Genomic DNA, 7,056 nt, shown 5'->3' with positions numbered 1-7,056 from the left:
AAGGCTCAAGAGTTTTGTAATTTAAATAAGTTAGATCTTTTTGGCGTTACATACGAAAGCTCATCGCACATACACAAAGATTTTAATTTTATGAGTAAGTTATGGTCGGGTAACGCTATAAAAGATATATCTGATGAAAGATTAAAATTAGAGTTATTAAATGCTCGTAAATTATTTCAGTTACAACTGTTATTCGGTTTTTTAACATTTCTTTCAGTTGTAACAAATGGATTTTTCAGTGCATAGTACAGCTAACAAGGCATTCAAACGGACAAAAAACAGTTGGCTGTTTTCACTTCGTTCAACATTTTAGCCAACAATTTTTTGCCGCTTAATGTGGCGTTATAAGCCTAAAGGAATACCGAGTGAGACTTTCCCTTTCAATTTTATTATCAATGATTTCTCTCCATTGTTTTGGCATTACTGATTTAGAGGTTAAAAGTTGGCAAGATGATCTAGAGTTTTATTCACGAAATTTGTCTGAAAAACATATAGATCTTTACCATACGATTTCTAGGCAAAGCTTTAATAAAGAGGTAACGCAACTTAAAGGCTCTCTATCCTCCTTAACGAAAAATCAGTTATTAATTGAACTGATGAGGTTAACTCACAAAATTGGTGATGGGCATACATCATTTCCTTTATGGGGAGCTAATTTAAAAAGTTTTCCTATTCAATTAAAGGTGCTCAATGGAGAGCTTTATGTAATTAAAACTACCAAGGATTTCAAGCACCTCCTTGGTGCGAAACTTGAGAAAATTAACGACATGAATGCAGAAGAAATCTATCGTTTATTTTCTCAACTAGCACCTTTTTCTGAAAACAAATACTCAACACAAATAAGAGCAGCACAATATATCCCAAAAGCCGAGTTACTTAATGGGCTGGGAATTGTCAAAGGTACATTTCAAGCTCGATTTACATTCACAATAGGCAAAAAACTAATTGAACAACAATTAGAACCATCCCACTCAAATGAGTATACAGCCGAACTCACCTATCTAAACAACTCCATATTTTCGATTGAGGAAAAACTAAACGAGAATCTTTGGTTTGGGTCGTTAAACGATAATAAAGTGGTCTATTTTAAATTTCGCCGTTATACATCAATCTCAAAAATGGAATCACTGGGTGAAGATTTATTATCCTTCATCAATAAAAACAAATCTAAAAAGTTAATAATTGACCTTAGAGACAATTATGGTGGGGACTTTTTTGTAGGTTTAAAATTGGCTCAATTACTGGTACTGGCTGACAGTATAGATTGGAAGTCAGGCGTTTATGTTCTTATTGATAATACAACTTTCTCAGCAGCAATGAGTAATGCTGCTCAGTTTTCACAATTATTGAATGCAAAATTAGTTGGTGAACCTACAGGTGCCAAACCTTCAGGTTACCAAGATATGGGGCAATTTATTTTACCTAACTCCAACCTAGAGGTAACATACTCAAAGCGCCTGTATCACTTTACTCGTGATAATAAAGATGCGTTATACCCAAATGTTCATATTGAAGTTTCAATTGATGACTATATTTCAAAAAATGACCGTCAATTAAAATGGATATTAAGTGATATAGGGTTGCAATAACCGGCTTATAACAAGCAATTTAACAGGACTAAAAACAGCGGGCTGTTCGCTTCGCTCCATTTTAGCCCACAATTTTTAGCCCGTTAATTGGGCGTTATGGTGCTTTATATCTCCATCTAATAAGGAAGTTTCATGTTCTACTTAATACCTCGCTTTAAGTTGTTGTCAGTTCTACTAACAACCCTAGTGTTTTCCTCGATTGTTCAATCAAAAAGCATTGAATTAAATAAGGAACAACGTAAAGAAGTTGTAGAGGGGATTTCTAAGATCGTTATTGAAAATTACGTTTTCCCTAAGGTTGCACAGAAAAATGCTAACTTCATACAAGAACAATTTAAGTCTGGGAAATATAATGAAATTATTGATGCGCATAAATTTGCAGAACAATTAACTATCGATCTACAAAAAATAAACCATGATAAACATATGGAAGTTAGAGTTAAAAAACCTCAAAAGCCACAACCAGAGCAAAAGCAATCAAGTAGCCCGTATTTAGAGTATTTAAAACAAGAACAAAAAGAGAACTACGGTTTTAAAAAAATTGAGATTCTAGAGGGTAATGTCGGGTATATCGATTTTCGTTACTTTAGTGGCTTTGATTCAGCAAAAGAAACTGTTGATGGCGTATTAAAGGTTATTAAGAATACAGACGCAGTTATTTTTGACCTTAGAAAAAATGATGGTGGCTCTCCTGAATTGGTGCAATATATTTGTAGTTACTTCTTTGGTGAAAAAACTCATTTGAATAGTTTATATTGGAGAAAAGGTAACAGGACTCAAGAGTTTTGGACTCTTGATGAATTACCTTCTGAACGTATGCCTGATGTTCCATTATTCGTACTTACAAGTAAATATACTTTTTCTGGAGCGGAAGAGTTTGCTTATAATTTTAAAACTCGAAAAAGAGCAACAATTGTAGGCGAAAGTACAGGTGGTGGTGCAAACCCAGGAGGTCCAATAGAAATAAATGAACTATTTAGTATTAATGTTCCTACTGGTCGCGCTATTAACCCTATTACTCAAACTAATTGGGAAGGTACAGGTGTTTTACCAAATATAAAAACATCATCAACGAATGCTTTTGATAAAGCTTACCTCTTAGCCAAGAGTTCAGCAGAAAAGTACCGTAAACAGAAATAAAAAACAATGTGACGAGTAGGCTGCAACTAGCACCATAACAACATGCCCTGAGGTGGACAACTAGTAAAATTTAGCTAGTTATTGCAAATTTTATCAACGGTGATCCTCTTCGTTTTAATGCTTCTAAATATTTTGATTCGTTGTAGGGCGTCTTCGTTTTCCAGCACCTAAATATTATTCTTATTCACTTGAAAGCAAGCGATCTTATTATGCTGTTATGTGGTTTACCTTTACTTTTTTGTTGCTCATAACAAGCTTTTGCTCAGAATGAATATCGTATCGAAAAACCAGCCCATTCAACAAACGTTTGCCTTAAAAAAGTAGGACAACTGTACCGCCAATGTGTCCATATCTTTTTACCACTGCTTTCAATAACGGGTGCAATACCCGCATACTTCTGCATCTGTGAAGCATCCGTATAACGTTCTCTATTGTGCCCAAAAGCGACTAATAAGCGCGGTGCTAGTTGTGGGCCTGCGCCAGGTAAACTATCAAAAATAGCCTTGTCTTGTTGTTTTTTGTACAGCTGTTTTATTGCTTTATCCAACTGTTCAATACCGATAAGTAACACCTTGAATTGTGCGATAAGCACTTCCACTAACAGTTGATTAGGGGCTATTACGCCTTCATCTTCGGTTAACGGAATGGCTTCTTTAATGCTAAGTAATCGAGCATTATTGACGGTTTCATAATGTGAGTTGTGACGATTAAAGAAGTCTAATAAGGTTTGCTTTCTGGCTTTTTTAACCGCGGTGAGCGATGGCCATTTACTGATGAAATCACAAAAGATTAAGGTATCTTTTTCTTTAAACCATTCACGCGCTTGAGGGGAGTAGTTCTTCAACGTTGCGGTTATTTTATTTGATAAATCGACGCCATCTTGTACTACATTACGACGATACTCAACCAGTTGCGCTAATGCTCTCATTGATGTTGACTCAGGTACTATCACTGAGAGTTTATCTATGTGAAGTTTAATCATTTCAACTTGTATGAATGCATCTGTTGGGTCATTTTTTGCGCCGCTAGGCGTGAATGCTTTGCGGTAATTTGCGACCGCGGATGGATTCACCGTAAATAAGACGAGGTGGTCATATTTTGCGAGCGCATAAATTAAGGGACTTTTTTTAAGTTCACACACAACAGCAATTTTCTGATCTGGGTAACGCAGCTTAAGCTCCATTGCCCATTTGTGAAGCGCTTCTGGTTTATGTTTTATAATGGTGTAGTGATATTGTTTGGTGTTTTTTGGGTGCTCACATATATCATGTTTTTTGTCAGCCCAATCGATACCAATAAGTGCAGCGAAATCATCGACGTTATATGCTTTCATTTAGATGCTCCAGCGAGTAAAGTTATAGATGGAATGTGCTTAAGTCTCGTTTCTCGCAGGTCTTATAGATAGTCGTCGTAGGCGATCCTTGAGTATGCGTTTTGAAGCGAGTAGCTCTGTTGGTTCGAACGTCTTGTTAGAAATATTGGATGTTTGCCGTTCAATATTCGTAACCAACAGATGCATATTCCACTTATCAAATATAGTAAACTAATCGATTGATAAATGGATTGGTCCAACTATAAGGCGTTCAAACGGACAAAAAAAAGTTGGCTGTTTCACTCCGTTCACATTATAGGCAAAAATTTTTTGACGCTTAACGTGGCGTTATATGCATAAGCAGTATCAAGCATTGTTTAATAAATTAATTCCAGTTTCGCTGATTTTTTTGCTATCAGCTTGTGGTGCAACTAAACCAGCACCATACCAAAAAGATAGAAAACCAGAGAATAGAGAACAATATAATGGTTTAGAAGGTATGGCTCAGTATCAAAAAGATCAGATTTATTTACTCAGCAAAGAATTATCTGACAAATGTACGACTGCAAAAATTGATTTGGCAATGGCAGAAACAGATAATGATTTTGAAGAAATTAAAATTCAAAAAGCACTAATTGGCAGCACTTGCATATAACAAGAACTTCAAACAGAAAAAATACAGTTGGCTGTTTTCACTCCGTTCAACATTTTAGCCAGCTATTTTTTCCGCTTAAGTAGGCGTTATGTTTACTTTTAGCTTGAGTGTAAATTTAAAACTCTATGACAAAATTTTTTTCAAAGTTTAAGCACTTTCACTTAAAAATTGACACCATTGTAACTGTAGTATTTTTTAGCTCCGTCGGTTTGGCATATTTAGGTGTTTTAAAACCTATTCAAGCTTATCATTTAACTGTTTTTACATTGTTATGTGTATTTGCATATCTTTTATATAAACTAGTAAAAAATAAATGTATCTATATTAATTCTCACAAATTCTTATTATCGTCACTTGTAGGTTTGTTTATTTTATTTTGCTATTTGGCCATGATTTTTTTGTCTATTTATATTTTATCGGATGGTTTGTTGAGTAGGTAAACATAACAAGAATTTCAAGCAGGACAAAATACAGTTGGCTTTTTGTTCACTACGTTTGCTTATTTTAACCAACTATTTTTTGCCTCTTAATGAGGCGTTAGTTGGCTCATCAATATTTGTTATCATTAAATTTTAAGCTTTAGTAATTAATATTAAAAGGAATTAAACAATGAAAACTCTTACTCTTTTACTATCGTTATCACTATGGACAAGTAGCGCTATTGCCGGAGATGATTTTTCTGCTATTGACAAATATGTGAACGCAGCTAAAAAAGAAGTTGGTTTACCCTCAGGAACAGCAATAGCAATAGTCAAAAATGGAAAAGTCGTTTATGAGGGGTATTTTGGTTATGCAAATATCAAAGAGAAAAAAAAGGTAACAGATAAAACCGCTTTTTATATCGCGTCGATTACTAAACCGATATTTGCTCTGTCTACTTTGTTAATGGAACACAAAGGTGATATCAAAGATACAATGTCAATGACAGAGATGTTTCCAAAACTTAAATTCTCTCATATTGATACAGAACAGATTCAATTAAAAAATTTAATGTCCCATACTGCGGGAATATCAAATTGGCCATTTGTTGCATCTCTAGCGTATACAGGAAATCATGATAGTGCCCAACGCCATAAACTAGTTGCAGCTTCGACTTATGACGAAAAAAACAAATTAGGTGAATTTCAGTACACCAACCTTGGATATAATATTGTGAGCGTATGGGCTGAGGATTATTACAAGCAAGATTGGCAGAAAACAATATCAGAATTAATTTATGAGCCACTTGCTATGGTGCGCACTTCATCTTATATGAGCGACTCTATTAAAAAAAGCTTTGAAGTTGCACGACCTTACGGACTAAGAGGAAAAGATCCAAGAGAAGTGTTAGCTTTTGAAAAAAGTAATATCACTATGCATGGAGCGGGAGGAACCATTTCAACAGCATCAGATATGGCACGTTTTCTAATCGCTCATCTTAATGATGGTCGTGTCGATGGTAATGTGATTTTCCCCGCAGAAGTTATCCTGAAATCTCATCAACAGTTAGCAGTGAATGATCTAAAGTATCGTGATTTTATCCGTAAAGGGTACGCATGGGGTTGGTATATAGGTCCATATAAAGACGAAGAAATGTATCATCATTTTGGTGGTGTTGCTGGAACCCATACCCATACCTCTTTTATGTTAAAACATAATATAGGTCTTGTGATTTTAAATAATGAATCAAGTATAAGTAGTAAGCTTTCTAATGGCATTGCGGATATTGCCTATAGTATTTTGCTTAATAAAGGCAGTGCCGATGATATATCTGATATGCATATTCTACAAATGAAGGAAGCATGGAGTGAAATAAAGCCCAAGCTTCAGATGTCTATTGATAATTCAGCAAAAAGAGACCTTGCAAGAACAATGATACTTAGCCATACAAGATCAAAATATGCTGGTATATTTCATAATTCTTTGTGGGGAGATCTAAAGGTTGAACTCCTTGATTCAGGTAGATTTGAATTTACACTAGGGGAAATTCACGCAGTTGCTACAGCTTATACTAAACCAGATACAATGAGGGTTGAATTTCCCGTGATGGGCGGTGGGAAGATTGTTACATATAAAATAAAAGATGGTGAAGTTAAAGAATTAGATTTTTTTGGAGAGATATTTAACAAACTATGATGAATACAATCTAACGTGTTGGAGTAAAAGCCAACTAACAAGAAAATCAACAAGGACTAAAAACAGCGGGCTGTTCGCTTCGCTCCATTTTAGTCCACTATTTTTAGCCTGTTATTTTGAAGTGGCATAGTTAATTTGGCCACCTACTTAGAGATGTTATTATGCATCTCATCAAACGTTAGGTGATACAAATGACAAAGAAAAAACGTCCAAATTTCAGTCCTGAATTTCGATTAGAAACAGCA

6 protein-coding genes are annotated in these 7,056 nt (G+C 35.0%); 5 read left to right on the top strand and 1 reads right to left on the bottom strand.

Going from position 1 to position 7,056, the window contains the following annotated elements; translation table 11 throughout:
• From H4J66_RS19945 to H4J66_RS01045, 3 genes are all read left to right on the top strand, one after another.
• Positions 1-246: hypothetical protein (locus H4J66_RS19945; protein WP_220463162.1), on the top strand; the 246-nt coding region annotated here is incomplete at its 5' end.
• Between the two features lie 119 nt (positions 247-365).
• Entirely contained in the window at positions 366-1,589 is a 1,224-nt protein-coding gene (locus H4J66_RS20580) for a S41 family peptidase (RefSeq protein WP_182169417.1), read from the top strand.
• A 132-nt stretch (positions 1,590-1,721) separates the two neighbouring features.
• A complete protein-coding gene (locus H4J66_RS01045; RefSeq protein WP_182169415.1) occupies positions 1,722-2,729 on the top strand; it encodes a S41 family peptidase in 1,008 nt (335 codons plus the stop codon).
• 262 nt (positions 2,730-2,991) lie between these two features.
• Here H4J66_RS01045 and H4J66_RS01040 read toward each other — a convergent pair whose 3' ends face one another.
• Positions 2,992-4,062: an IS110 family transposase gene (locus tag H4J66_RS01040; RefSeq protein WP_259368686.1), complete on the bottom strand. Its 1,071-nt coding sequence runs from the start codon at positions 4,060-4,062 to the stop codon at positions 2,992-2,994.
• Positions 4,063-4,393: 331 nt separating this feature from the next.
• Between H4J66_RS01040 and H4J66_RS01035 the strand changes: the two genes are divergently transcribed.
• Both H4J66_RS01035 and H4J66_RS01030 read left to right on the top strand, forming a co-directional pair.
• Positions 4,394-4,696 carry a hypothetical protein gene (locus H4J66_RS01035; RefSeq protein WP_182169412.1) on the top strand — a complete coding sequence of 101 codons (303 nt, stop codon included), beginning with the start codon at positions 4,394-4,396 and terminating at the stop codon, positions 4,694-4,696.
• A 609-nt stretch (positions 4,697-5,305) separates the two neighbouring features.
• Positions 5,306-6,811 carry a serine hydrolase gene (locus H4J66_RS01030; protein ID WP_182169409.1) on the top strand — a complete coding sequence of 502 codons (1,506 nt, stop codon included), beginning with the start codon at positions 5,306-5,308 and terminating at the stop codon, positions 6,809-6,811.
• The last annotated feature ends 245 nt before the right edge of the window (positions 6,812-7,056 follow it).

It is taken from the genome of Colwellia sp. MB3u-55 (genome assembly GCF_014076785.1).
Classification (GTDB): Bacteria; Pseudomonadota; Gammaproteobacteria; order Enterobacterales; family Alteromonadaceae; genus Colwellia_A.
This window is presented reverse-complemented; position numbering and strand designations above follow the sequence as displayed.

Excerpts from the sequence above, each read along its gene's own strand:
- H4J66_RS01045 (WP_182169415.1), top strand. The coding sequence starts at position 1,722 with ATGTTCTACTTAATACCTCGCTTTAAGTTGTTGTCAGTTCTACTAACA.
- H4J66_RS01040 (WP_259368686.1), bottom strand. The coding sequence starts at position 4,062 with ATGAAAGCATATAACGTCGATGATTTCGCTGCACTTATTGGTATCGAT.
- H4J66_RS01030 (WP_182169409.1), top strand. The coding sequence starts at position 5,306 with ATGAAAACTCTTACTCTTTTACTATCGTTATCACTATGGACAAGTAGC.
- H4J66_RS01035 (WP_182169412.1), top strand. The coding sequence starts at position 4,394 with ATGCATAAGCAGTATCAAGCATTGTTTAATAAATTAATTCCAGTTTCG.